A 21,360-nucleotide genomic window follows, 5' to 3' on the forward strand; every position below is an offset into this window, starting at 1 on the left:
GTCCTCCCTCGGCAGCCCTCCGTCGACCGTATCCGGCGTCCGGCGAGCGGCACGGCGCCGACTGCGGTGTCATCGGGACATGAGCCAGGAGAACGTGCCGGCCTCCCCGCCGTCCGGCGTGGGGCTGCCCGGGCTGCGGACGGCGGCCGCAGGGTGCCGCGCCTGCGAGCTCTGGGAGCCGGCCACGCAGACCGTGTTCGGCGAGGGCCCGGAGACGGCGCGGATCGTGTTCGTCGGGGAGCAGCCCGGCGACCAGGAGGACCGCAAGGGCGAGCCGTTCGTCGGGCCGGCCGGGCGGCTGCTGGACAGGGCGCTGGAGGGGGCCGGCATCGACCGCCGCGACGCCTACGTGACCAACGCCGTCAAGCACTTCCGGTTCACCCCGACCGGCAAGCGGCGGATCCACCAGTCCCCCGGGCCCGAGCACCTGCGCGCCTGCCGGCCGTGGCTGGAGGCGGAGTTCGAGGTGCTCAAGCCCGAGGTCGTCGTCTGCCTCGGTGCGACCGCGGCGAAGGCCCTCATCTCGCCGTCCTTCCGGATCACGAAGGACCGCGGACAGCTGCTCCCCTGGACCCCGCCGGGCGTCGCGGCGGTCGACCCGGCCGACGACGACGAGGACGCCCCGCACCAGACGTGGATGCTCGCGACCACGCACCCGTCCGCGGTCCTGCGGACGCCGGAGGACGCCCGACCGGCGGCTTTCGACGCGCTGGTCGCCGACCTCCGGGTGGTCGCCACGGCACTCGCCCGATGAGCGCCCGGGATTACTGAACGATCAAGTACCCTGCCCGCGCCCCGCTCGTCACGACGGGGTGGAGCCCGGCCGGCCCTCGCCACTCTCGGGGGCGGGCGAGACCGGTCGGGCTCCGCCTGCGCCGGGCTGGGCGCCGTCGTCCGGCCGGGCCGCGCGGGAGGCGCGGAAGAGCCAGAACGACGGCACCGCCAGCGCCACGACCACCATCGCGACGACGGTGGCGATCCCGCCGGACACCATGGCCACGCTCACCCCGGCCGTGCTGGCCAGCGCCCCGGCCCGCAGGTCCCCCAGCCGCGGGCCGCCGGCGACCACGACGATGAAGACGCCCTGCATGCGGCCGCGCATCTCGTCGGGCGCGGCCGTCTGCAGCATCGACGAGCGCAGCACCGCGCTGACCATGTCGCCGGCGCCGGCGACGGCGAGGCACAGGACGGCCAGCCACAGCGACGGCGCCAGGCCGAACCCGATGATGGCCACGCCCCAGACGACGATGGCGACCAGCACCACCGCGCCCTGCCGGTCGACCCGCGACACCCAGCCCGAGGTCAGTCCCATCAGCAGCGCGCCGATGGAGACGCCGGCGAACAGCCACCCCAGCGCGTTCGGCGAGTCGGCGAAACGGGTGTCGGTCAGCTCGGGGAACACCGCCTGCGGCCAGGCGAAGACCATCGCGATGATGTCGACGACGAAGGTCATCAGCAGCACCGGCTGGGTGCGCAGGAAGGCGAACCCCTCGCCGACGCCGCGCACCGCCGCACCCAGCCGCAACCGCCCCGCCACGACTCCGGCGGGCGGCAGCGACGGCAGCCCGCGGAGCAGCAGCAGCGCGACGACGAACCCGACCGCGTCGACGGCGTAGGCGAGGAAGAGGTCACCGAGGCCGATCAGGATCCCGGCCAGCAGCGGCCCGACGATGACGCCTGCCTGGCGCACGGTCATGGACAGCGCGTTGGCCGCGGGCACCCCGGCGGGACCGACGATCGCCGGGATGACCGCACTCCGGGCCGGCTGGTTCACCGCGCTGAACCCGGAGACCGACGCGGTGAGCAGCCACAGCAGCCAGATGTTGCCGCCGCCGGGCAGCAGCGCCTGCACCGCCAGCAGCGCGCTGGTGACCGCCGACCCGGTCGCGGTCACGAGCATCAGCCGGCGGCGGTCCATCGCGTCGGCGATCGCCCCGCCGAGCAACCCGAAGACGACCAGCGGCACCAGCGCGACCACGGAGGTGACACCGACCAGCAGCGAGGAGCCGGTGAGGTCGTAGACCTGGTACGGGACGGCGACCAGCGTCATCTGCTGGCCGAGCATCGTGGCCGCGATGCCCCAGAACAGCCGCCGGTAGTTCGCGTTCTGCAGCGGGCTGGTGTCGATGGCGAACGAGCGGCGCGGCGCCGGCACCGGCTCCTCGAGGGCCCTCCCGCCCTCGACCGGGTCGACCGGCGACGTCATGGGGCGAGGCGCTGCACAAGCCAGCCGCCGCCTTCCTCGTCGTCCCGCACGAAGCGCAGGCGGTCGTGCAACCGGCCGGGGCCGCCCTGCCAGAACTCGACGGTCTCCGGGACGACGCGGTAGCCGCCCCAGACCGGCGGGCGGGGCACGGATCCCTCCGGCGTCTCGGAGTCCAGCAGCCGCACCCGCGCCTCCAGTTCGTCCCGGGAGTCGACGACGGTCGACTGCACCGAGGCGACCGCGGCCAGCTGCGCCTCGCGGGGCCGCGGGTCCCACAGAGCGTCGGAGGCGGTGTCGCCGATCCGCTCGACCCGGCCGGTCACCCGCACCTGCCGCTGCAGCGCGTGCCAGGGGAAGACCAGCGCCGCGCGCGGGTTGACCGCCAGCTGCGCCCCCTTGGCCGAGGCGTAGCTGGTGCCGAAGACGAAGCCGGCCTCGTCGTAGCCCTTCACCAGCACGATGCGGGCGTCGGGAGCGCCGTCGGCATCGGCCGTGGCCACGACCACGGCGTTCGGGTCCGCGGCCCCCGAGGCGACCACGTCGGCGAACCAGCGGTCGAACTGCTCCACCCAGGTGGCGGCGAGGTCGTCTTCCCGCAGCACGGGCTGGTCGTAGTCCCGGCGCATCCGGGAGAGGTCGGGCACGCATCCGATGCTGCCACCGCTCCCGCCCCGGCTGCGCCGGGCACCGGACCTGGGCCTACTGTTCGATCGTTGTCGTGCGCCGCGACCCGGCGCACGATCCCGCGCGCAGAGGAGCATGCGAGATGGCCGACGACTTCGTACCCGGACTGGAAGGCGTCATCGCCTTCGAGACCGAGATCGCCGAACCGGACAAGGACGGCGGCGCCCTGCGTTATCGCGGCGTCGACATCGAGGACCTGGTCGGCAAGGTGACCTTCGGCAACGTGTGGGCACTGCTCGTCGACGGGAAGTTCGGCCCGGGCCTGCCGCCGGCCGAGCCGTTCCCGATCCCGGTGCACAGCGGCGACGTGCGCGTCGACGTCCAGGCCGCGCTGGCGATGCTCGCGCCGTTCTGGGGCTACCGCCCGCTGCTGGACATCTCCGCTGAGGAGGCCCGCGACCAGCTGGCCCGCGCCGCCGTCATGGCGCTGTCCTACGTCGCGCAGTCCGCCCGCGGCATCGGCAACCCCGCCGTCCCGCAGGCCCGCGTCGACGAGGCCAAGACGATCGTCGAGCGCTTCATGGTCCGCTGGCGCGGCGAGCCCGACCCCCGCCACGTCGCCGCCGTCGACGCGTACTGGACCTCCGCGGCCGAGCACGGCATGAACGCCTCCACGTTCACCGCCCGCGTCATCGCCTCCACCGGCGCCGACGTCGCCGCCGCCATGTCCGGTGCCATCGGCGCCATGTCCGGCCCGCTGCACGGCGGCGCCCCCTCCCGCGTGCTGCACATGCTCGACGAGGTCGAGAAGACCGGTGACGCCGAGAAGTACGTGAAGGACCTGCTCGACCGCAAGGAGCGGTTGATGGGCTTCGGTCACCGCGTCTACCGCGCCGAGGACCCGCGCGCCCGCGTGCTCCGCCGCACGTCCGAGGAGCTCGGCGCCCCGCGCTTCGAGGCCGCCCGCGCCCTGGAGCAGGCCGCGCTCAAGGAGCTGCGCGAGCGGCGTCCGGACCGGCCGGTCGAGACCAACGTGGAGTTCTGGGCGGCGATCGTCCTCGACTTCGCCGAGGTGCCCAGCCACATGTTCACCTCGATGTTCACCTGCGCCCGCACCGCCGGCTGGTGCGCGCACATCCTCGAGCAGAAGAACACCGGCCGCCTCGTGCGCCCGTCCGCCCGCTACATCGGGCCGGACCCGCGCAAGCCCGATGAGGTCGAGGGCTGGGAGAACGTCGCCACCAAGTCCATCAGCCAGGCCGCCCCCGCCTCCTGACGCATGGGCCGCACCCGAGGAGACCGTCGATGAGCATCACCATCCCCGCCGACCTGCTGCCGAAGGACGGACGCTTCGGGTGTGGCCCGTCGAAGGTCCGCCCCGAAGCGCTGCAGGCGCTGGCCACCGACGGCGCGGCGGTCATGGGCACCTCGCACCGCCAGGCGCCGGTGAAGAACCTGGTCAAGCGGGTCCGCGAGGGCCTCGGCCAGCTCTTCTCGCTGCCCGAGGGCTACGAGGTGGTGCTCGGCAACGGCGGGACGACGGCGTTCTGGGACGCGGCGGCCTTCGGGCTGATCCGCGACCGGGCCGCCTTCGGCACGTTCGGCGAGTTCTCCGCCAAGTTCGCCTCGGGGGTGAAGGAGGCGCCGTTCCTCGGTGACCCGGTCATCACCAAGGCCGAGCCGGGCACGCTCGCGCTGCCGGCCGGCGCGGCCGGGATCGACGCCTACGGCTGGGCGCACAACGAGACCTCGACCGGGGTCATGGCGCCGGTCGAGCGGCCCGCCGGTGCCGACGACGACGCGCTGGTGCTGATCGACGCGACCAGCGGCGCCGGTGGCCTGCCGGTCGACGTCGCCCAGGCCGACGTCTACTACTTCGCCCCGCAGAAGTCCTTCGCGGCCGACGGCGGGCTGTGGGTCGCGCTGATGTCGCCGAAGGCGCTCGCCCGCGTGGCCGAGATCAAGGCGTCGGGCCGGTGGGTCCCCGGCTTCCTCGACCTGTCGATCGCCGTCGACAACTCGAGCAAGGACCAGACGTACAACACCCCCGCGGTGGCGACGCTGTTCCTCCTCGCCGACCAGATCGACTGGCTGAACGGTCTCGGCGGGCTGTCCGGCGCGGTCGACCGCACCCGGGAGTCCTCGGGCCGGCTCTACGGCTGGGCGGAGAAGTCCGAGATCGCCACCCCGTTCGTCACCGAGCCGGCCGAGCGCTCCCTCGTGGTGGGCACGGTCGACTTCGCCGAGGGCGTGGACGCCGCGCAGATCGCCAAGACCCTGCGGGCCAACGGCGTCGTCGACGTCGAGCCGTACCGCAAGCTCGGCCGCAACCAGCTGCGCGTGGGCATGTTCCCCGCCGTCGACCCCGACGACGTCAGCGCGCTGACCGCCTGCATCGACCACGTCGCCGAGCGCCTGTAGCGGAGTGCGGGAGCGCAGGTTTCCTGCGCTCCCACACTCCGGTCACAGCCAGCGGTCGAAGAACCCCGCGACCCGCTCGGACAGCTCCACCAGGTGCTCGCGGCCGACGACCGTGTGCCCCTCCCCCGGCAGCAGCAACAGCTCGCTGCGCGCGCCGCGTGCCTGCAGCGCCTGGTGGGCCTGCACCGACTCGCCGACCGGCACGTTGGTGTCGCGGTCGCCGTGGGCCAGCAGCACCGGGGCGGTCAGCCGGTCCAGCGCCGTCATCGGGGAGAGGGACGCGAGCAGCTCCCGGTCGGCCACCGGATCGCCGTACTCGGTCACCGACGCCGCGGCCATCCACGGCTCGGTCGCGGCGAAGAAGGTCCGCAGGTCGCTCATCCCGGCCAGGGACACCCCGGCCGCGAAGAGGTCGGGCCAGCGGGTGAGCGCCACCAGCGTCAGGTAGCCGCCGTAGGACCACCCGTGGGCACCGAGCCGTCCGGGTGCCGCGATGCCCGCCTCGACGAGGAAGCGCACGGTGGCGGGCACGTCGTCGAACGAGGCCTCGCGGGCGGCGCCGTCGTCGGCACACATGAACGCCCGGCCCTGCCCGCCGGACCCCCGCACGTTCGGCGCGAACACGGTGAGGCCTGCCGCGACCAGCGACTGGGCGACCGGCGACCAGGCCGGGCGCTCCTGGCCCTCCGGACCGCCGTGGAAGCTGACCACCGTGCGGTTGGGCCCGTGCCCGTCCGGCGGGGCGTAGAGCCAGCCGTGCAGCGGCGTGCCGTCGGTGCCGGGGTAGTCCACCCGGACCGGCTCGACCGACAGCGCGCGGTCCGGACGGCGCGGCAGCGACGGCAGCCGCTCCGGGGCGCCGCCCGAGCACAACGGGACGGTCCACAGGGCCCGCGGGGCGTGCGGCCCGGTCAGCTCGGCGAGCATGGTCGCCCCGTCCGCCGCCAGCGACCAGCCCGGCAGGACGGGCTCGGGCAGCGCGACCCGCTCGAGCACCGTGCCGTCGGCGCGGTCGTGCACCAGCAGCTCGGAGACCCCACCGGCGTTCCACACGGCCAGGACCGTGCCGTCGGGCCGCAGCGCGTAGGCGTCGAGGTCGGCGTCGGGCCGGCACAGGACGACGCGCGCCGAGCCCAGCTCGCCGTCGCCGGAGAGCGGGACCTCGACGAGGCCGGCGCGGTCGGCGGACGGGGGCCCGGGAAGGGACGCGCGCAGCAGCACCGACCCGCAGTCGGGGGCGAACCGGCCGTCCTCGGAGGCGATGCCGCCGGGAGCGTCCCGCGGGATGACCCGGCGGGTCCCGCCGGTGGCGACGTCGACGAGGACGACGTGCCGGTGACCGCGCGGCCCACGGCGGGCCAGCACCCACCGCTCGTCGGCCGACACCGCGGTCACGGACAGGAAGCCGCCACGGGCCAGCGTCCGCTGCGCGCCCGTGCCGACGTCGACCAGGACGACGTCGGCGTCGGGTCCGGTGCCGGGAGCGATCGAGCACACGTAGTGGCCGGGGCGGGTCCAGTGGCCGGCGAACACGGTGGCCCGCGCGTCCTCCCCCGCCACCAGCCGCGCCTCGCTGCCGTCGGGCCGGACGACGTGCAGTTCCGCGCAGATGGAGCCGCTCGGGCTGACCAGGTACGCCAGCCACTCGCCGTCCGGTGCCCAGGCGACCGAGACGACCTCCTGCCCGGGCCCGGAGAGCACCTGCGGCAGCGTGGCGGCCGAGCCGCCCACCGGCAGCACCTCCAGCCGCGGGATGCCGGAGCGGTCGGTCACGTACGCGACCCGGTCGCCGGCCGGCGAGAGCGCCGGGCACCAGGCGCCGGCGGCTCCGGCGATCTCCGCGACGGCCAGCCGCACCTCGGTGGGCAGGCCGACGTACGAGGTGTCGGCGGCCTCGGACACGTCGGGGGACGGCAGGGTCGACAGGGGGCTGGCCACGGCACCTCCTCGGCTCGAGCGGGGTTCGGGCGGCGGCTGCGCGCAGCGGCCCGCGGGAGCGTCGCACGCCCGGGCAGTGTGGCCCCGCACGCACTCTCCCGGCGCTCCGCCGTGCACGGGGCCGCCGACCCACCCGCCCCACGTGCCACAGTGCCGAGGCGGTGTTGCGGCCAGATGACGGCGGCAACAACTCCCGCCACGCCGGGCGTGCCTGCCGGGCCGTCCCGCCGGCCGTCGATAGCCTCGGACGCCGGTCCATCCCGGCTACGACCCGACGACGGAGGACGCCCATGCGCTCGTTGCGCCTCGTGGGGCTGTCCGACGACGGCTCCAGCCTCGTGCTGGTCGCCGAGGGGACCGAGCCCGGCGACGAGGGCGAACGCTTCGAGCTGCCCGTCGACGACCGGCTCCGGGCCGCCGCCCGCGGTGACGCCCGCCGGCTCGGTCAGATCGACGTGGACCTGGGCATGAGCCTGCCGCCCCGGGTCATCCAGGCCCGCATCCGCGCGGGCGAGACGCCCGAGCAGGTCGCGGAGGCCGCCGGCATCCGGGTGGACCGGGTGCTGCGCTTCGCCGGCCCGGTGCTGCAGGAGCGCGAGCGGATCGCCGACCAGGCGCGGGAGGCCCGCGTCCGGCTCTCCGACGGCGTGATCACCTCACCGCTGCAGCAGTTCATGGCCGAGCGGCTGCGGTTGCTCGGCAGCGACCTGGACGCCGTCCGGTGGGACGCCGCCCGCGGCAGCGACGGGGTGTGGCAGGTGACCGCCGCCTGGCACGCCGGCGCCAAGTCCGGCCTCACCCGCTGGGCCTACGACATGCGCGGCCGGATCGTCGCCCCCGTCGACGCGGCCACCACCGACTTCGCCGAGGGCACCCGGCTGGTGCGCGTCGTCCCGGACGTGCCCGCGGGGCTGCCGGCCTCCCCGCTGCAGCGCTCCCGCCCGGTCGCCGTCGTCACCGAGCAGGTGCCGCCGGCCGAGCCCATCGAGGACGCCGTTCCCGAGGAGCCGGCCGAGTCCTCCCGGCGGACCGCGGACGCCGAGGTGGACATCGACGACATCGCCGAGCACGACACCCTCGTGCTCGGCCGCCCCGACGGCGACGACGAGGACCCCCGGGTGCGGGTCCCGGCGTGGGAGGACATCGTGTTCGGGGTCCGCCGCCACCGCTGACCAGGAACAGCGCCGGCGTGCCCTCCGTTGACGCGGGGTAGGAGGTGCCCATGTCCATGTCGGTGTCCATGCCGCTCGGCGGCGTCCAGGTCGGGTCCTACGACAGCTACGAGCGTGCACAGGCGGCCGTCGACCACCTCTCGGACGAGAAGTTCGCGGTGGAGGACGTGACGATCATCGGCACGGACCTGCGGATGATCGAGAAGGTCACCGGCCGGTTGACGTGGGGCCGCGCGCTCGCGGCCGGCGCCGCCGCGGGCGCCTGGTGGGGTCTGTTCGTCGGCCTGCTGCTCGGGATCTTCTCCGAGGACGGCGGCAACTGGGTCGCCTCGGTCCTCTCGGGGCTGCTCATCGGGCTGGTGTTCGGGGCCCTGTTCGGTGGCATGGGCTACGCCGCCACCCAGGGCCGGCGCGACTTCACGAGCACCAGCCGGATCACCGCCAGCCGGTACGACGTGATGTGCGCGCCGAGCAGCGCGGAGGAGGCCCGCGCGATCCTCGCCCGCTTCTCCCTGCGGGGCTAACGCAGGGTCGCGAAGGCGACCGCTGCCGCGGCCGCGACGCCGAGGGAGTCCACCCCGGCACGCATCGGGATGCGGGCGCGCACCCGCGCCGCCGCCTGGGCCTCGGGCGTGAGGCCGGGCCCCTCGGCGCCGAGCAGCACCGCGGTCCGCGGGTGCGCCCGCGGATCGATGTCACCCAGGTCGACGGCGTCGTCGGCAGGGGTCAGCGCCACGGTGAGGTAGCCGGCGTCGTGCACCCGGCCGAGTCCGCCCGGCCAGTCGGGCAGGACGGCGAGCGGCAGCGAGAGCACGTGCCCCATCGACACCCGCACGGCGCGCCGGTACAGCGGGTCGACGCACCGCGGGTCGAGCAGCAGGCCATCGACCCCGAGCGCGACCGCCGAGCGGGCGATCGAGCCGAGGTTCTCCGCGTCGTTGAGCGCCTCCAGCACCGCCAGCCGCCGGGGCGCGGCCGGGTCCGGGCCGGCGAGCAGCGCGTCGACGTCGGTCGCGGGCCGACGGTCCGCCGACGCCAGCACACCCCGTGTCAGGCGGAAGCCGATCACCTCCGACAGCACCCACTTGTCGGCCTCGTACGCCGCCACCCCCTCGGGCAGGTCGAGCTCGGCCAGCCGGCCGGGGACGCCGATCACGGCGCGCACCCGGTAGGGCGAGGCCAGCAGCCGCCGCACCGCGGGCACGCCCTCCACGATCACCGGTCCGCTGCCCTTCTCCACGCCGGGGGGACGGTCCCCCGCCACGAGGTCGCGGAAGTCCGACACCCGCTCGTCGGTGGGGTCGGTGATCAGCTCGGGCGCCACAGGGCGATCTTCCCCGAGCGGGGAGCGCGTCCGGCGGCCAGGATCAAGCGGTGCCCTCCCCCGTGACCGTCATCGGCGGCGGCATCGCCGGCGTCGCCTGCGCCCGCGCCCTGGCCACCGGTGGGGTCGGCGCGGTGGTGCTCGACCGCGCACTCCGGCCCGGCGGCCGGATGGCCTCGCGCACCATGCGCGGCGGCCGGGTCGTGGACATCGGCGCCTCGTACCTCACCGCCTCGGACGGATCGGAGTTCGCCGGCGTCGTCGGCGGCTGGGTGGACCGCGGCCTGGCCCGGCCCTGGACCGACACGTTCGCCGTCGCCGGGGCCGGCGGCATCGAGCGCACGACGACCGGCCCGGTGCGGTACGCGGCGCCCGGCGGGCTGCGCTCGCTGGTCGCCGACCTCGCCGCGGACGTCGACGTGCGGCACGAGCGCACCGTGGAGCACGTGCGTCCCGGCCCGACGGTCGACGGCGAGGAGGTGCCGGCCGTCGCCCTCGCGATGCCCGACCCCCAGGCCCGCCGGCTCCTCGACGCGGCTACGGCCGACCGGCTGCTGGGCGACCGCACCTGGGAGCCGGCGCTCGCCGTCGTCGTCGGCTTCGAACGGCGCTCCTGGCCGGCGGACCTGCACGGGGTGTTCGTCCACGACGACGACGTCCTCGCCTGGATCGCCGACGACGGCGACCGGCGGGGGGACGGCGCCCCGGTGCTCGTGGCCCACACGACCCCCGAACTCGCCCGCGCGCACCTCGCCGACCCCGACGCGGCGATCCCCGCCGTGACCGCGGCGGTCGACCGCGTCCTGGGCCTGGGCACGGCCCCGGCCTGGACGACGGTGCACCGCTGGACCTTCGCCCGGCCCGCCGAGGCCCGCCCCGAGCCGTTCGGGCTCGTCGACGGGATCGGCGCGTGCGGGGACGGCTGGGCCGCACCCTCGCGGGTGGAGGCCGCCTGGACCTCGGGCACCGCGCTCGGCAGGGCGCTGGTCAGGGCGGGCTGATGCCGGCGGGACTCCAACCGCCGCCCGGCCCGGCCGACCAGTCCGTCGAGGAGCAGCGCTCCGCCGGCTCTCCGGTCAGGGCGGGACTGCGCGGCATCGTGCTGCCGGCCCTGGTGGCGGTCGCCATCGGCACGCTGCTGATCGTCGTCTACCTGGCGGCCTTCCCGGCCGCAGAGCCCCACGACCTCCCCGTCGGTGTCGTCGGGCCCGCGCCGCAGGTCGCCGAGCTCCAGGCCACCCTCGAGCGGGACCGCCCGGGGGTGCTCGAGCTGGAGCGGCTGCCGAGCGCCTCGGCCGCGGAGCGCGCGGTCACCTCCGGAGACCTCTACGCCGCCCTGGTGCTCGACGGCTCGGCACCCCAGCTCCTCGTGGCCGGCGCGCACGGGCAGGCGGTGACCCAGGACCTGACCGACGCGCTCGGACCGGTCGCCGGCGGCGGGCTGCAGGTCTCCGACGTCGCACCCCTGGCCGACGGCGACAGCCGCGGCCGGGCGATCGACCACACCGCGTTCGGCGTGGTCCTCGGCGGCTTCCTCTTCGGGATCACCAGCTACCAGGTGGCGCCCCAGCTACGGCTGCGGCTGCGCCTGGCGAGCGCCGTCCTCTTCGCCGGGGTCGCCGGGCTGGTCGCCGCGTCGCTGTCGGTGGTGGCGTTCGACGCGGTCCCCGCCGGCTTCTGGACCGTCGGCGGCCTGGTCGCGCTGCTCGCCCTGGCGTGCGGAGCGGCGTCGGCGCTCGCGCTGCGGCTGCTGGGCGCGGTCGGGACGTTCGTCGCCACCGCCGTCCTGCTGACCGTCGGCGCGGCCACGAGCACCGGCAGCTTCCCCGCCGAGTACCTGCCCGGGTGGCTGGCCCCGCTCGCCGACGTGCTGCCGCCCGGCGTCGCGGTCCAGGCGCTGCGCGGGACGGCGTACCTGTCCGGGCACGCGGTGGCGCACGGCGTCGTAGTGCTGGCGCTGTGGTCGGCGGTGCCCTTCCTGGTCGTGGGCGCGCTGGACGCGGTCTCCCGCCGCCGCTCTCCCGCCTGACACCCCCTCCTCGTTGACGGCGGTCCGGTAACTCATCTAGCGTTGAGTTCATCAGGCGTTGAGTTCCCTACGGAGGTCCCCATGGACGACGCCGTCACGGTCACCGATCTCGTCGTCGACCGCGGACCCCGCCGGGTGCTGCCGGGTCTCACCTGTGCCGTCCCGGCCGGCCGGGTGACCGGGCTGCTCGGTCCCAGTGGCAGCGGGAAGTCCACGCTGCTGCGCGCGGTCGTCGGCGTGCAGCAGGTCCGCTCGGGACGGGTCACCGTGCTGGGCGAACCAGCCGGCTCTCCCGCGCTCCGCTCCCGCGTCGGCTACGTCACCCAGGCGCCGAGCGTCTACGAGGACCTCACCGTGCGGGAGAACGCCCGCTACTTCGCCGCCCTGTTCGGCCGCGGCTCCGCCGCCGCCGACGCCGCGCTCGCCGACGTCGGCCTGCGCGACGCGGCCGGGCAGCTGGTCCGGAACCTCTCCGGCGGCCAGCGCGGGCGGGTCTCGCTGGCCTGCGCTCTCGTCGGCGAGCCGGAGCTGCTGGTGCTCGACGAGCCCACCGTGGGCCTGGACCCGGTGCTGCGGGTGGAGCTGTGGGACCGCTTCGCCGCCCTCGCCGCCGGCGGAACGACGCTGGTCGTCTCCAGCCACGTCATGGACGAGGCCGGCCGCTGCGACCGGCTGCTGCTGCTCCGGGAGGGCGAGCTGCTCAGTGACTCCACACCGGCGCAGCTGCGGGCGGAGTCCGGGACCGACGACCTCGAGGAGGCGTTCCTGCGCCTCGTCCGGGCCCGGCAGCAGGAGGTGGCCGCATGACCGCCGTCCTCAGTCCGAGGCTGACCGGCGCGACCACCGGTCGGGTGCTGCGCCAGCTGCGCCACGACCCCCGCACGCTGGCGATGCTCACCGTGCTCCCCGGCCTGCTCCTCGGGCTGCTCTACCTGCTGTGGCGCGACGTCCCGGCGGTCCCCGGGCAGGCACCGGTCTTCGACCGGGTCGGGCTCACGATGCTCGGCATCTTCCCGTTCGTCGTCATGTTCCTGGTGACCAGCATCGCGATGCTGCGGGAGCGCACCTCCGGCACGCTCGAGCGGCTGCTGACCACGCCGCTGTCCCGGCTGGACCTGCTGCTCGGCTACGGCACCGCCTTCGGTGCGGCCGCCGCGGTGCAGGCCCTCGTGACCGTCGGGGTGGCGACGACGGTCTACGGCCTCGACGTCGCCGGCTCCCTGTGGCTGGTCGTGCTCATCGCGGTGGTCGACGCGGTTCTCGGGGTGGCGCTCGGGCTCCTGGCCAGCGCGTTCGCCACGAGCGAGTTCCAGGCGGTGCAGTTCATGCCGGTCGTCGTCCTGCCGCAGTTCTTCCTCTGCGGCCTGCTGGTCCCCCGCGAGCAGATGGCCGGCTGGCTGCAGGCGGTCAGCGACGTGCTGCCGCTGACCTACGCGGTCGAGGCCCTGCAGGAGGTCGGCGCCTCGGCGTCGGCGACCGCGACGATGTGGCGGGACGTCGGCATCATCGCCGCCGTCGCCCTGGCGGCCCTGGCGCTCGCGGCGGGGACCCTGCGGAGGAGGACCAGCTGAGCGAGACCCCACGGCGCCCCGGCGGACGCCGCCCCGGCAACCCCGGCACCCGCGACGCGGTGCTGGCCGCGGCCCGGGCGGCGTTCGCCGAGCGCGGCTTCGACGGCGCCTCGATCCGCGGGATCGCCGGCGCCGCCGACGTCGACCCCGCGCTGGTGCACCACTACTTCGGCACGAAGGACAAGCTCTTCCTCGCCGCCGTCGAGGCCCCCGCCGACCCCGACGACCTCCTGCCCGACGTGCTGGCCGCACCCCCGGACGCCCGGGGCGCCGCCGTCGTCCGGATGGTGCTGCACGTCTGGGACGGCCCGGCCCGGCCCGCCGTCCTGGCGCTGGTGCGCTCGGCGATCACCCACGAGTTCTCGGCGAAGCTGCTCCGCGAGTTCGTCCTCGCGAAGATCATCCGCCGCGTCGTCGGCTCGCTCGACATGCCCGTCGGCGAGCGGGAGGCCCGGGGCGCCCTCGTCGCCTCCCAGGTGATCGGGCTCGTGGTCAGCCGGTACGTGCTCCGGCTGGAGCCGCTGGCATCGGCGTCCGCCGACGAGGTCGTGGCCGCCGTCGGCCCGACCGTGCAGCGCTACCTGACCGGCGACGTCGACCTGCCCGGTCGGAGGGACTAGCGCGGCAGGCGGGCGAGCTGCCGGCTCTGCGCGACCAGCCGGCCGGTGGAGTCCCAGATCCGGCAGTCCTCGTCGGTCCAGCCGCCGGCGACCTCGGTGTTGACGTTCTCGACCAGGCACCAGCCGGGCGCCGGGAGCGCGCGGACGAGCACCTGCAGCTGCACCGTGGGAGCCCAGCCCATCCGGCCGATCGCGAACCCGGCCGGCGGCAGCGCGTCGGCGAACATCAGCAGCGCCAGCGGATCGGGCTCGCCGCCGTCGGCCAGGCGCATCCACGCCCGCAACCGCGGCTCGGCCGCCGGCCGCCCTTGCACGAAGCCGGCCGTCGCGGGGTCGAAGCGGATGTCCAGGCGCTGGACGAGCCCCGGCACCGGGACGCCCGGCGGCCGCAGCGCGGCCGGGCACTCGTCGGGCGCCGGCACCTGGGGCATGGGGTTGGCCGACCAGTCGACCGGCTCCTCCCCCAGCGTGGCGGTGGTGACCTGCGCCGTCAGGATCGGACCGATGCCGGTGGAGAGGACGGCGGCCGTGTTGGCCAGCGTGCGCCCGGTCGTCTCGGCGAGGAGCTCGATCCGCGCCGTACCCCCGGCGCCGGCCCGCAGGAAGGTCGCCGAGACCGCCACCGGGTGCGGGTGGGGGCTGTCCAGGAGGGCCGCCCGCGCCGCGACCGCCATCAGGTAGCCGCCGTTGAGGATCCCGCCGCCGACCTCCCAGCCCGGGTCCAGCTCGGCGACGGCGCCACCGCCCTCGGCGCGGGCGACGGTCGTGGCGCGGGCGAAGGCACTGTCGGGGTGGTTCTGCGGCACGACCGTCAGGGTGCCAGGGTGGCTTCCCATGGAGTACACGCACCTCGGTCGCAGCGGTCTGTCGGTCTCCCGTCTCTGCCTCGGGACCATGAACTTCGGGTGGAAGACCGAGGAGGCCGACTCGCACGCGATCATGGACCGGGCGCTGGCCGAGGGCGTGAACTTCTTCGACACCGCCAACGTCTACGGGCGCAGCGCCGGCCGCGGCCGCACCGAGGAGGTCATCGGCGCCTGGTTCGCCCAGGGCGGCGACCGCCGGGAGAAGACCGTGCTGGCCACCAAGGTCTACGGGACCATGAGCGACTGGCCCAACGACTCGAAGCTGTCCGCCCGGAACATCGTGCGGTCCTGCGAGGCGTCGCTGCGCCGGCTGCAGACCGACTGGATCGACCTCTACCAGTTCCACCACAGCGACCCGGCCACGCCGTGGGACGAGATCTGGCAGGCGTGCGAGTCGCTCGTGGCCCAGGGCAAGGTGCTCTACGTCGGGGCCTCGAACCACGCCGGTTGGCAGCTGGCCACCGGGAACGCCGTCGCCGCGCGGCGCGGCTCCCAGGGCCTGGTCAGCGAACAGTCGCACTACAACCTGCTCACCCGGCACGTGGAGCTGGAGGTGCTGCCCGCGGCCGAGCACCACGGCATCGGTGTCATCCCGTGGAGCCCGCTGGCCGGCGGGCTGCTGGCCGGGGTGCTCGACGAGTCGGCCGGCGACCGCCGCAAGGACGAGCGCGTCCGGAAGCAGATCGAGCAGCACCGTCCCGCGCTGGAGGCCTGGGAGTCGCTCTGCGCCGAGCTCGGGCACGCTCCGGCCGACGTCGGCGTCGCGTGGCTGCTGCACCGCCCGGCGGTGACCGCGCCGATCATCGGGCCGCGCACGATGGAGCAGCTCGAGGGCGGCATGCGTGCGGTGGACATCGCCCTCGACGAGGCCACGCTGACCCGCCTCGACGAGATCTTCCCCGGCTACCGGCCCGCCCCGATGGAGTACGCCTGGTAGCAAGGGGAGGTTCGGTTGCCGTGTCCGGTGGCGGGCCCGGAGGGTCCCCTCCGGACGCGGCGGCGGGGCTCAATGCGACTCGGGCACGGCACCTGGCCGCGGTGCCGTCCGGAGGACGGCGATGACGTCGTGCCGGGGGTTCGCGCCCAGCATGCTGCGCACGAGCGCGACCTCCCCGACCGACCACTGCGGCCCCCGGTAGTCGGCGATCCGGTCGGCCAGCGTCGCGTCGGCGGGCCGTCCGGGACGCCACCGGCCGAGCGTGAGGTGTGGGCGGAAGGGCCGGTCGTCCACCGGCAGCTCCAGGGAGCGGGCGGCTCGGGCCAGCCGGCCCGCCAGGGCGGTGAGTGCGTCGACGTCCCCGGCCACCCCCGCCCAGAGGACCTGCGGACGCCGGAGGGAGCCGAACCGCCCACCGCCGATCAGCTGCAGCGTCATGGGCTGGGCCGCGGCGACGGCGCCGGCCACCCGCTCCGTCAGCGGCTCGAGGGTCGCCGGGGGCACGGCGCCGAGGAACAGCAGCGTGAGGTGCCAGCGCTCGACCGCCGTCCACGCGGGTGCACCCGGTGCCTCGCGCAGCGGCGCGACCACCGCGGCGAGGTGCGCGAGCGCGGCCTCGGGCGGGGCCACGGCGACGAACAGCCGGAGCGGTGGCGGTGCGCTCAGCGCGGGTCCAGGCCGGCGTCGGTCAGGGCGGCCTGCAGCCGCTTCCGTTCGGCGTCGCGGCGCGCTCCGGGCGACGCGAGGGTCATGGTGTGCGGCACCTCGAGCAGGGCCGCCGCCTCGACGAGGACGTCGTCGTAGGCGCTCTGCAGGCCGCGCCGGCGGGCGACGGGGACGCCGGCGGGCACGAGCGCGAGCTCACGGGCGAGCCGGCGGAGGTCCGCGGCCACGGCCTGCAGCGGGCGGTGGACCGGCTCGGCGGCCCCGCGACGCCGGGGGCGCAGCCGCACGGTGCCGCAGAAGAGCCCGGTCAGCAGGCCCAGGAGGGCGAAGGCGCCCACGAGTGCCGCGGTGAGCAACGCGATCTGCAGCAGAGCGCCGGCCATGGCGGCCTCCGGGTCGGCGGAGTGCGGGTGGCCGGAAGGGTACGCCGGATCAGCCTGCCCCGATGGGCGAGCGGCCGACCGTCGTCCGCTCCTCGGCCAGCTGCCGGGCACGCGTGCTGCGGGAGAGCCAGGCGGCGGCGCACAACCCGGCGACGACGAGCAGCCCTCCGCTCAGCACGAAGGCCCAGGGCGCGCCGAGGTGCTCGCCGATCCACCCGATGAGCGGTGACCCGATCGGCAGGCCGCCGGTGAGGCACACGAAGTACAGCGCCATGACCCGCCCCCGCATCTGGGGATCGGCGCCCAGCTGGACGAAGCCGTTGTTGGCCACCGTGAACATCATCGCGGCGGCTCCCATGGGGACGAGCGCCGCGGCGAACCAGGCGTATCCCGGCATGAGCCCGGCCACCACACAGCAGCTCCCGAGGACGACCAGCGCCAGGACGAGGAAGCCCTCCTTGGGGCGACTGTTGCGCCGGGCGGACAGCAGCGCCCCGGTGAGCGAGCCGACGGCGAAGAACGTCGTGAGCAGCCCGAACGCGCTCGCCCCGAGGTGGAACTCCTGCCGGGCCATGAGCGCGATCGTGACCTGGGTGCTCAACCCGAACGTGCCGACCAGGAAGGCGAGCGAGAGCGCCAGCACCAGATCCGGGCGCGACCAGGTGTAGGCCAGGCCCGCCCGGAGCTGGCCGCGCGCCCGGGCGACCGGCGGGCTGGGGAACAGCTCGGCCGCGCGCATGCCGAGCAGCGCGGCGATCGTGAAGGCGAAGCTCCCGGCGTTGATGAGGAACGCCGGGCCGGTCCCGCCCGACGAGGCGCCGATCAGCAGACCGGCGACCGCCGGGCCGACCAGCCGCGCCCCGTTGAAGACGGTGGAGTTCAGGCCGACGGCGTTGGTCAGCAGATCGGGCCCGACCATCTCCGAGACGAAGGACTGCCGGACCGGCAGGTCGATGGACGACACCACGCCGAGCGCGGCCGCGAACGCCAGGACGTGCCACAGCTGCACGTGGCCGGTGATCACGAGCAGGCCGAGCGCGAGCGCGATCACCCCCATCAGCGCCTGGGTGACCACCAGCAGCGGCCGCTTCGGGTACCGGTCGGCGAGGACCCCGCCGTACATGCCGAGGACCAGCCCCGGCGCGAACTGGAGCGAGGTGACGACACCGAGGGCCACCCCGCTGTCGCCCGAGAGCTGCAGGACCAGCCAGTCCTGGCCGATCCGCTGCATCCAGGTGCCGATGAGGCTGACCAGGTTCGCCGACGCGTAGAGCCGGAAGTTCCGCACCCTCAGGGACCGGAACATCCCCCGCGAGGACCTCGCCTCGGCGCCCGTCCCGGTCACCGTCCGGCCAGCTTCTCCATGATCGTCGAGGCCTCTCGCAGGACTGCCCGTTCCTCGTCGGTCAGCTCCGTCAGCGCCTCGTTCAGCCACGCCTCCCGGGCCTGCGCCTCGGCGCCGAGCAGCTCGGCCGCCGCCGGGGTGAGGTCGATGACGACCTGCCGCCCGTCGGTCGGGTGCGGGCTGCGGGTCAGCAGGCCCATCCCCTCCAGCGCCACCACGACCCGCGTCATCGACGGCGGCTGGACCCGCTCGTGCCCCGCCAGTTCGCCCGGGCTCATCGGCCCGTGCTGCTTGAGCGTCGACAACGCGGACAGGTGGGTCAGCGTCACCGAGGTGTCGACCCGCTGGTTCCGCAGCCTCCGGGAGAAGCGCATGACCGCGAGGCGCAGGTCGTGCGCGAGCGCCGCGGTGTCCAGCGTCGTCCGGGGCACGATCCGTAGCCTACCTAACGACCGCTCCGCCCCCTCAGACGAGCTGCTGGATCGGCTCCAGCGCGAAGTAGACGACGAACACGATCGCGATCACCCACATGAGCGGGTGGATGTCGCGGCGGCGGCCCACCGCCAGGCGGAGCAGCACGAAGCTGACGACGCCGGCCCCGATCCCGTTGGTGATCGAGTAGGTGAACGGCATCAGCGCGATGGTGAGGAACGCCGGGATGACCAGGGACATGTCGTCCCATGCCAGGTACCGGATCTGCGTGATCATCAGGGCGCCGACGATGACCAGCGCGGGCGCGGCCGCCTCCGACGGGACCATCTGGACCAGCGGCGTGAAGAACATCGCGACGAGGAACAGCAGGCCGGTGGCGATGCTGGCCAGGCCGGTGCGCGCACCGTCGGCGACACCGGCGGTGCTCTCGATGTAGGTCGTGTTCGACGAGACACTGCCCGCGCCACCCGCCGCGGCGGCCAGCGAGTCGATGAGCAGCACCGGCTGCGACTTCGGCAGGTTCTTGTCCTCGTCGAGCAGGCCGCCCTCGGCACCCACGGCGGTCACCGTGCCGACCGTGTCGAAGAAGTCGGCGATCATGATCGAGAAGACGATGAGCAGGGCGGCGATGATGCCGATCCGCTCGAAGCCGCCGAACAGCGAGAAGTTGCCGATCAGCGAGAGGTCGGGGCCGTCGACGACGTCGTCGGGCAGCTTCGGCACCTGCAGCGCCCAGCCGTGCGGGTTCTCGTCCCCGATGCGCGGGCCGATGTCGGCGATCGCCTCGATGAGGATGGCCAGCAGCGTCGTGGCCACGATGCCGATGAGCAGCGCGCCCTTGACCTTGCGGACGACGAGGACGGCCATCAGCAGCAGGCCGAACACGAAGACGAACAGCGGCCATCCGGCCAGCTGACCGCCGACGCCGAAGGTGATCAGCGGGCTGCCCGGGCGGATCACCCCGGCGTCGGCGAGACCGATGATGGTGAGGAAGAAGCCGATGCCGACGGCGATGGCCGTCTTGAGCTGGGGCGGGATGGCCTCGAAGACGGCCTTCCGGAAGCCGGTGAGCACCAGCACCGTGATCAGCAGGCCCTCGAGGACGACCAGGCCCATGATCTCGGGCCACGACAGCTGGGTCGCCGCGTAGACCGCGACGACGGCGTTGATGCCCAGCCCGGTGGCGAGCGCGAAGGGGTACCGGCCGACGACGCCCATGAGGATGGTCATGACGCCGGCGATGAGCGCGGTGACCGCGGCGACGGAGGCGAAGGACAGCGAGCCGCCGGTGACGTCCACGCCCGGCCCGTTGCCGGTGTCGATGGTCGTCAGGATGATCGGGTTCAGGATGACGATGTAGGCCATCGTGAAGAAGGTCGTCAGCCCACCGCGGAGCTCGCGGGCGACGGTGGAGCGCCGGGCGCTGATCTCGAAGTAGCGGTCGAGGCCGTTGCGCGGCCGGATGCGCGGGCCGTCACTGCGCCGCGGCGTGGTCGCCGACGTGGCCGCCGAGACGTCGGCGGGGGTGTCCCCCGTGGTCGGGTGGGACTGCTCGGGCATGACGGATCTCCCCGTTGTTCAGCCGGACGGGCGGCGACAGAGTGCCACATCCGGCGGGAACCGAGGTCACCGTCGGGTCACGCCTAAGGTCGGGGACATGCCCGGTCCGACGAAGCAGGCCCCGCCCCCGCTGCGGGTCGACACCGCGCGGGTCGTCCTCGCCGGGACAGCGCTGTGGGCGGTCGCGCTGGTGGTCCTGCTGCTGCTCGGCGACCGGGTCGACCGGGTGTGGACCTGGACCTGCGTGGCCGGGATCGTGCTGCCGTTCCTCGGCCTCGGCATCATGCGCTGGCAGGGCCAACTCGGCCGCAAGGACTAAGGCCCGAAGCCGCCCTGCGAGGGTCGTGCCCGAGTGGGGCCCGGAGGGTTCCGCGAAGGGTGCGACGGCGGGGCTCAGCGCACCGGGGGCACGGCACCTGGCCGCGGTGCGGTCCGGAGGACCGCAGTGCTACAGCAGGTCGAAGTCGGCCGTGTCGTAGCGCGCGGTGTTGACGACCTCGGTGGTGTCCTGCGCGACCAGGGACGCCTGGCTGTGCGCGCCGCAGCCGTAGTCGACGGTGACCACCCGGCCGTCGGCGGGGGCGTAGGCGTTCCCGCAGGCGCCGAGCGCCGCGCGCAGCGTCCCGGCCAGCGGGAGGAAGAAGCCGCAGGTCCCGCACGGTCCGGGGGCCTGGCGGGCCATGGGCGACCGCGGTCCGAAGTCGCCGTCGTTCCAGCGGGCCAGCGCGTCCGAGCGGCCCTCGTGCGACATCACCCGCTCGCGGCCGAGGCCGATCTCGCGGGCGACCACGCGGGCCTCCGGGTCGTCGGCCGCGTCGTCGTCGACGGTGTAGGTGGGCACCAGCCGGGGGTCGTCCTCGGTGGAGGGCAGGACGTCGCCGACCGAGAGGTCGCCCGGGCGCAGCCGCTCGTGCCACGGCACCCACGCGGGAGCGAGCAGCGCCCGCTCGCCGGGCAGCAGGACGACCTCGTCGACGGTCACGGTCTCCTCGCCGGTGGCCCGGGCGATCGTGACCGCCCAGTACCAGCCGACGTAGCCGGGCAGGGTGCTGGCGAAGGAGTGGGTCAGCACCTCGCCACGGGCGGGGTCGCCGGTGTCGTCCGAGACGGCGGCCAGGTGCTCGCCGACGACGGCGGCATCGCCGGCCGTCTCCACCGCGGCGGCGCGGGCGAGGTCGACGGCGGCGGCCAGGGCGGGCGGCGGGGTCTCGGACACGACGCCATTGTCGCGCACCTCCCGCTTGCCGACCCGCGCGGTGCGGCACG

Annotated in this window: 23 protein-coding genes; 12 read left to right on the forward strand and 11 right to left on the reverse strand. The window is 74.9% G+C overall.

Annotated features, from left to right (window positions below; genetic code table 11):
• The first annotated feature begins 79 nt into the window (after positions 1-79).
• Complete coding sequence (locus N555_RS0107790; protein WP_029430930.1) at positions 80-754, forward strand: UdgX family uracil-DNA binding protein; 675 nt, start codon at positions 80-82, stop codon at positions 752-754.
• 48 nt (positions 755-802) lie between these two features.
• On the opposite strand, the gene N555_RS0107795 is transcribed toward N555_RS0107790, so the two are convergent.
• Positions 803-2,206 (reverse strand): MFS transporter, encoded by a 1,404-nt coding sequence (locus tag N555_RS0107795; RefSeq protein WP_081866060.1) that lies wholly within the window; start codon positions 2,204-2,206, stop codon positions 803-805.
• A complete protein-coding gene (gene pdxH, locus N555_RS0107800; RefSeq protein ID WP_156036250.1) occupies positions 2,203-2,850 on the reverse strand; it encodes a pyridoxamine 5'-phosphate oxidase in 648 nt (215 codons plus the stop codon). Before pdxH ends, N555_RS0107795 begins: the two co-directional genes overlap by 4 nt.
• A gap of 122 nt (positions 2,851-2,972) precedes the next feature.
• Between pdxH and N555_RS0107805 the strand changes: the two genes are divergently transcribed.
• The gene (locus tag N555_RS0107805; RefSeq protein WP_034509333.1) at positions 2,973-4,106 is read left to right on the forward strand and encodes a citrate synthase 2; all 1,134 of its coding nucleotides are present in this window, start codon (positions 2,973-2,975) and stop codon (positions 4,104-4,106) included.
• 29 nt (positions 4,107-4,135) lie between these two features.
• A complete protein-coding gene (gene serC / locus N555_RS0107810; RefSeq protein ID WP_029430934.1) occupies positions 4,136-5,251 on the forward strand; it encodes a phosphoserine transaminase in 1,116 nt (371 codons plus the stop codon).
• Positions 5,252-5,293: 42 nt separating this feature from the next.
• Here the strand turns inward: serC and N555_RS0107815 are convergent, their stop codons facing one another.
• Entirely contained in the window at positions 5,294-7,189 is a 1,896-nt protein-coding gene (locus N555_RS0107815; protein WP_231502643.1) for a S9 family peptidase, read from the reverse strand.
• A 290-nt stretch (positions 7,190-7,479) separates the two neighbouring features.
• On the opposite strand from N555_RS0107815, the gene sepH reads away from it, so the two are divergent.
• Both sepH and N555_RS0107825 read left to right on the forward strand, forming a co-directional pair.
• On the forward strand, positions 7,480-8,361 hold the full coding sequence (gene sepH / locus N555_RS25725) for a septation protein SepH (protein ID WP_034509342.1): 882 nt from the start codon (positions 7,480-7,482) through the stop codon (positions 8,359-8,361).
• Positions 8,362-8,411: 50 nt separating this feature from the next.
• On the forward strand, positions 8,412-8,885 hold the full coding sequence (locus tag N555_RS0107825; RefSeq protein WP_029430937.1) for a YflT domain-containing protein: 474 nt from the start codon (positions 8,412-8,414) through the stop codon (positions 8,883-8,885).
• Here the strand turns inward: N555_RS0107825 and N555_RS0107830 are convergent.
• Complete coding sequence (locus N555_RS0107830) at positions 8,882-9,685, reverse strand: TrmH family RNA methyltransferase (protein ID WP_029430938.1); 804 nt, start codon at positions 9,683-9,685, stop codon at positions 8,882-8,884. The genes N555_RS0107825 and N555_RS0107830 overlap by 4 nt on opposite strands.
• A 50-nt stretch (positions 9,686-9,735) precedes the next feature.
• Here N555_RS0107830 and N555_RS0107835 point away from each other — a divergent pair, with 50 nt between their 5' ends.
• The 5 genes from N555_RS0107835 to N555_RS0107855 all read left to right on the forward strand — a co-directional run bounded on the left by N555_RS0107835 (position 9,736) and on the right by N555_RS0107855 (position 13,905).
• Positions 9,736-10,686: an NAD(P)/FAD-dependent oxidoreductase gene (locus N555_RS0107835; protein ID WP_029430939.1), complete on the forward strand. Its 951-nt coding sequence runs from the start codon at positions 9,736-9,738 to the stop codon at positions 10,684-10,686.
• Positions 10,686-11,714 carry an ABC transporter permease gene (locus N555_RS0107840; RefSeq protein WP_156036252.1) on the forward strand — a complete coding sequence of 343 codons (1,029 nt, stop codon included), beginning with the start codon at positions 10,686-10,688 and terminating at the stop codon, positions 11,712-11,714. Before N555_RS0107835 ends, N555_RS0107840 begins: the two co-directional genes overlap by 1 nt.
• A gap of 81 nt (positions 11,715-11,795) precedes the next feature.
• Positions 11,796-12,521: an ABC transporter ATP-binding protein gene (locus N555_RS0107845; protein WP_029430941.1), complete on the forward strand. Its 726-nt coding sequence runs from the start codon at positions 11,796-11,798 to the stop codon at positions 12,519-12,521.
• Positions 12,518-13,285 (forward strand): ABC transporter permease, encoded by a 768-nt coding sequence (locus N555_RS0107850; protein ID WP_029430942.1) that lies wholly within the window; start codon positions 12,518-12,520, stop codon positions 13,283-13,285. The genes N555_RS0107845 and N555_RS0107850 overlap by 4 nt, the downstream gene beginning before the upstream one ends.
• 59 nt (positions 13,286-13,344) lie before the next feature.
• Complete coding sequence (locus N555_RS0107855) at positions 13,345-13,905, forward strand: TetR/AcrR family transcriptional regulator (protein WP_081866061.1); 561 nt, start codon at positions 13,345-13,347, stop codon at positions 13,903-13,905.
• Here the strand turns inward: N555_RS0107855 and N555_RS0107860 are convergent.
• Complete coding sequence (locus tag N555_RS0107860) at positions 13,902-14,741, reverse strand: thioesterase family protein (RefSeq protein ID WP_156036254.1); 840 nt, start codon at positions 14,739-14,741, stop codon at positions 13,902-13,904. The genes N555_RS0107855 and N555_RS0107860 overlap by 4 nt on opposite strands.
• Between N555_RS0107860 and N555_RS0107865 the strand changes: the two genes are divergently transcribed.
• Positions 14,740-15,708 carry an aldo/keto reductase gene (locus tag N555_RS0107865; RefSeq protein WP_029430945.1) on the forward strand — a complete coding sequence of 323 codons (969 nt, stop codon included), beginning with the start codon at positions 14,740-14,742 and terminating at the stop codon, positions 15,706-15,708. The genes N555_RS0107860 and N555_RS0107865 overlap by 2 nt on opposite strands.
• A 69-nt stretch (positions 15,709-15,777) precedes the next feature.
• Here N555_RS0107865 and thpR read toward each other — a convergent pair whose 3' ends face one another.
• Genes thpR through N555_RS0107890 form a run of 5 tightly spaced genes read right to left on the reverse strand, consistent with a single transcriptional unit; the run spans position 15,778 to position 20,094 of the window.
• Positions 15,778-16,374 (reverse strand): RNA 2',3'-cyclic phosphodiesterase, encoded by a 597-nt coding sequence (gene thpR, locus N555_RS0107870; protein WP_029430946.1) that lies wholly within the window; start codon positions 16,372-16,374, stop codon positions 15,778-15,780.
• A complete protein-coding gene (locus tag N555_RS0107875) occupies positions 16,371-16,757 on the reverse strand; it encodes a hypothetical protein (RefSeq protein WP_051683839.1) in 387 nt (128 codons plus the stop codon). Before N555_RS0107875 ends, thpR begins: the two co-directional genes overlap by 4 nt.
• Before the next feature lie 49 nt (positions 16,758-16,806).
• Entirely contained in the window at positions 16,807-18,063 is a 1,257-nt protein-coding gene (locus N555_RS0107880) for an MFS transporter (protein ID WP_081866062.1), read from the reverse strand.
• 35 nt (positions 18,064-18,098) lie between these two features.
• Positions 18,099-18,533, reverse strand: coding sequence for a MarR family winged helix-turn-helix transcriptional regulator (locus N555_RS0107885; protein ID WP_029430949.1), 435 nt, complete (start codon positions 18,531-18,533; stop codon positions 18,099-18,101).
• A gap of 34 nt (positions 18,534-18,567) precedes the next feature.
• On the reverse strand, positions 18,568-20,094 hold the full coding sequence (locus N555_RS0107890) for an NCS2 family permease (RefSeq protein WP_029430950.1): 1,527 nt from the start codon (positions 20,092-20,094) through the stop codon (positions 18,568-18,570).
• 97 nt (positions 20,095-20,191) lie between these two features.
• Between N555_RS0107890 and N555_RS0107895 the strand changes: the two genes are divergently transcribed.
• Positions 20,192-20,413 (forward strand): DUF2530 domain-containing protein, encoded by a 222-nt coding sequence (locus tag N555_RS0107895; RefSeq protein WP_029430951.1) that lies wholly within the window; start codon positions 20,192-20,194, stop codon positions 20,411-20,413.
• A gap of 129 nt (positions 20,414-20,542) precedes the next feature.
• Here N555_RS0107895 and N555_RS0107900 read toward each other — a convergent pair whose 3' ends face one another.
• Positions 20,543-21,310, reverse strand: coding sequence for a DUF3027 domain-containing protein (locus tag N555_RS0107900; protein ID WP_029430952.1), 768 nt, complete (start codon positions 21,308-21,310; stop codon positions 20,543-20,545).
• Between the last annotated feature and the right edge of the window lie 50 nt (positions 21,311-21,360).

This window comes from Blastococcus sp. URHD0036 (assembly GCF_000701365.1).
Classification (GTDB): Bacteria; Actinomycetota; Actinomycetes; order Mycobacteriales; family Geodermatophilaceae; genus Trujillonella.